The organism is Pedobacter sp. 01N416 (assembly GCF_056399685.1).
Genome location: NZ_JBFTRT010000620.1, coordinates 1 through 3,777 on the forward strand (window position 1 = coordinate 1; position 3,777 = coordinate 3,777).

The following is a 3,777-nucleotide window of genomic DNA, read 5'->3' on the forward strand; positions in this document are numbered from 1 at the left end:
CAAATGGTCAGCCCTACAATGTGACCTATACAGGTTACAGGTTTTATAAATATTACAACCAACAGGTACAGGATGCGCAGGGACAGGACATAAGCGATTGCCCACTGTTCAGAATGGGCGAGATATTGGCAAACCACGCTGAGGCTATGTATGAACTGGGAACTTTTACGCAGTCAACGGCAGATGCGACCATCAATAAACTCAGGGCAAGAGGTGCGGTTGCACCATTAAATTTAAGCTCGATCACCAACGATCCAAACAGAGACCAGAGCATCAATCCCATTCTCTGGGAGATAAGGAGAGAAAGAGCGATCGAATTAATTGGTGAAGGATTCAGGTTTGATGATCTGCGCAGATGGAAGAAAATGGATTATGCGCTTAAAGAAAAACTCGGACGGTACATTACAAAGGGAACAGACGTACCTGCAAATAGTATCATTCCGATTCAGAACGGAGCAACTGCCGGTTATATTTCGTATCTGGGAATACCTCCCAGCCCCTTTCCAGAATATTATTACCTGTACCCGGTTCCATCGAACCAAATTGTACTCAATCCAAAAATCGTGCAAAATCCCGGATGGAAATAATTCAACGATCAGTAATTACCGCCCCGTCAAAATTTAGGGCGGTAATTTTCTTCATATATCATTTATTGTTTTTTTTATTTTCGTTCCTTTATTTTTAAATATGAAAAACCGTAAAAACAAAACGCTGATCCTTAGTTTCCTCATTATTTCTTTTTTCTCATTCAATGTTAATGTATATGCTCAGCAAAAACCAAACATCATTTACATTTTAGTGGATGACCTTGGTTATGGCGATCTTGGTATTCTGTTTCAGAATCAAAGGAGTAAAAGCCTTCCTGCTTTAATGTCCCCTCATTTAGATGAAATGGCAAAATCAGGAGCCATATTAACCCAGCATTATGCCAATGCCCCTGTATGTGCGCCATCAAGGGCATCTCTAATGACCGGAGTAAACCAGGGAAATGCCATCATACGGGATAATCAGTTCGATAAAGCATTGGAAAATAACCACACCATAGCCACGGTATTAAAAAATGCAGGCTATACCACTGTTGCCAGACATGAGCACTATCCTGTGGAGGGTGTATATAGGGGCAAAAAAGAAATTTGGGCCAACTATAAAGAAGTTTCCGAAGGATTACAAAAGTGTTATACCACTGATTTATGGACTGCAAAAGCAAAGGATTTCATTATAAATTTTGAGCAGAAGAACCAGGACAAAAAACCTTTTTTTATGTATCTGGCTTACGATGCACCACATGCAGTACTCGAGCTGCCAACACAAGCGTACCCAACAGGCGGTGGGCTAAAGGGAGGGCTGCAATGGACCGGTCAAAAGGAAAAAATGATCAATACCGCCTCTGGAGATGTTGATAGTTATGTCCATCCTGATTATGCAGAGGCTACTTACGATGATGATAAAGACCCAAATACCCCGAAGGTTCCATGGCCAGATACCTATAAAAGATATGCAACAGCGGTAAGGCGTCTGGATGATGCCGTTGGCGATATCAGAGAGCTACTATCAGATTTAAAAATCGATGACAATACACTTGTTGTTTTCACCTCTGACAACGGTCCATCGATAGAATCTTATCTACCCAAGTCTTTTGTACCTGTTAAACCAACTTTTTTCAGTAGCTATGGTCCCTTTGATGGAATAAAACGTGATTGTTGGGAAGGTGGCGTACGTATGCCCGCCTTAGTGGTTTGGCCAAAGCGCATTCCTGCTGGCCAAGTTGTAAACACTCCTTCAATGCTCTCGGACTGGTTGCCAACTTTTGCAGGAGCCGCTAAAACCTTTGCACCCGTAAGAACAACTGGTGTGTCTCTACTCCCTTCATTGACCAATATCGGAAAGCAGGATAAAGCTTTAGTATACAGTGAATATTTTGAGGCTGGTAATACACCGAGCTTCGATCAATTCGAACCTGGGCACGCAGGCAGAAAACGTAATCAGATGCAGCTCATCAGAATGGGAGATTTTGTAGGGGTACGGTATGACATCAAATCGGCTGATGATAAGTTTGAAATTTATAATGTAGTAAAAGATCCAAAGGAAAAAAATAACCTTGCTGGTAAGAAGGGCTTCGAAAAACTGCAAGCAACCATGAAAGCTAAGGTATTACAGTTAAGAATTTCAGATTCAGATGCATCCCGTCCCTATGATGATACACCGGTACCTGGTATAGATATTCCTAAAAATGCAGAAAAAGGTCTGAAATGGTCATTTTTTAAAGGAGATTTTCAATTTATACCATCTTTAAATCCTCAAAGCGCTGATCAATCGGGCCGCACCAAATCACCTCTTCCAATTAAAACGGCCAAAGGGATGATTATGTATAAAACCTTTATCAAAATTCCAAAAAGAGGATTATATACTTTTAAACTTATTTCAGATAACAGTGCATTTGTCAAGCTTCATGAATTTAATTTGCTCGATGCTGATTTTGATTATAAAACCGGGGAAGTTGTTCAAAGGGCTGTCACACTTGACGAGGGATATCATCCCCTCACAATTTATTGTTTAAAAGATCAAAATGTTAAAAAAGGTTTCAAATTGCAAATTAAAGCTGCATCTGGTAAATGGGAAGATCTAGGGGAGAAAAATTGCTTTTATTAGTGCGGGTTATCCACCACAATGGGGCGTTAATCTGCATTTTGGAATATATCAAAATTAGCAGAATAACTGTCGAACTATTACAATAACATAAAGATATAAATATTAGATATTTGAAAATACCTGAGTTTAAAAAAGTTAAACCCCAATGGTACATCGAACACCAGAAATCAGCCTCAAAACACGGATTGAGAGGAATTATCAAAAAATATAAATTTTAATAAAAAAAGAAAGTGCCATAGGAGATTCCTAAGGCACCTTTCTTAAGACGGGTTGCACATTGTATTGTTGTCGACCGATTTTATAGCTCAAATGAGTGCAATCGCTGAATTATCTGATAGAATTGAAGATAATCAAAATCACCAACCCTCAATTTAATTAATAAACCACATTGTTCCGAATAATCAAAACCTTTTTCAACTTCAACATAATTACCAAAGAGCTCATCTCCTGGCTGATGAAATTTGATGGTGGGCTGAATGCAAGCTGCATCACCCTTTATAAAGTACTAGCGTTAAAAATTATGCCTGTCGGAGAAAACAATTTCGCATCCGGATTAAGAATTAACAATATCTCAGGGGTTAATGATAAATATCTACCGAAAAACCAAAGATGACGATGATGAAAAAGCATTATTATAGGTGATCAAAATCCCGGTTGGCATGACATAATTCCAATGAATGATAAATCATGCTAACGATAGTTGGATCGGGCAATCAGTTTTTCAATGTTCTTAATCCAGATTTTCCTGCCATCTGTATAAAGGATATCTTCCGACTTTAACTCTTTAAGGAGCCGGATCACATTCTCCTTCGCCAGCCCGGCAAGGTTAGCCAGGTCATGTCTTGAGATATTGATCAGAATCTCTCCATCGGTGTTAAGGTCGTGTTTATACTTTTCTCTGAGAAAAATGAGCGCTATGGCAAGCCGTTCTATGGCCGAACGCTGCGAAAAAACAGAAATACTGTTCGCCAATACTGTATATTCATGGCTTAGTGCCTTTAACATACGTGAGGTAAGTAAGGGCGAATTGTTCAGCACCTGAAGAAAATCTTCTTTAGGTATAAAGCTAAGAACGCTCTCTTCTATAGTAGCAGCCGAATCCGGATACCGCTCTTCGGAGAGCACGGC

The 3,777-nt window shown here is 39.6% G+C and carries 3 protein-coding genes; 2 read left to right on the plus strand and 1 reads right to left on the minus strand.

All coding sequences use genetic code 11. From position 1 onward, the window contains the following. The coding region (locus AC1DND_RS24750; RefSeq protein WP_477585215.1) for a RagB/SusD family nutrient uptake outer membrane protein at positions 1-587 on the plus strand (587 nt) is incomplete at its 5' end. Between the two features lie 100 nt (positions 588-687). Then, entirely contained in the window at positions 688-2,649 is a 1,962-nt protein-coding gene (locus AC1DND_RS24755) for a sulfatase-like hydrolase/transferase (protein ID WP_477585216.1), read from the plus strand. 690 nt (positions 2,650-3,339) lie between these two features. Here the strand turns inward: AC1DND_RS24755 and AC1DND_RS24760 are convergent. Then, positions 3,340-3,777: Crp/Fnr family transcriptional regulator (locus AC1DND_RS24760; RefSeq protein ID WP_477585217.1), on the minus strand; the 438-nt coding region annotated here is incomplete at its 5' end.

What these genes read in the sequence shown, in the direction of transcription:
- AC1DND_RS24755 (WP_477585216.1), top strand. Translation starts at nt 688, where the DNA reads ATGAAAAACCGTAAAAACAAAACGCTGATCCTTAGTTTCCTCATTATT.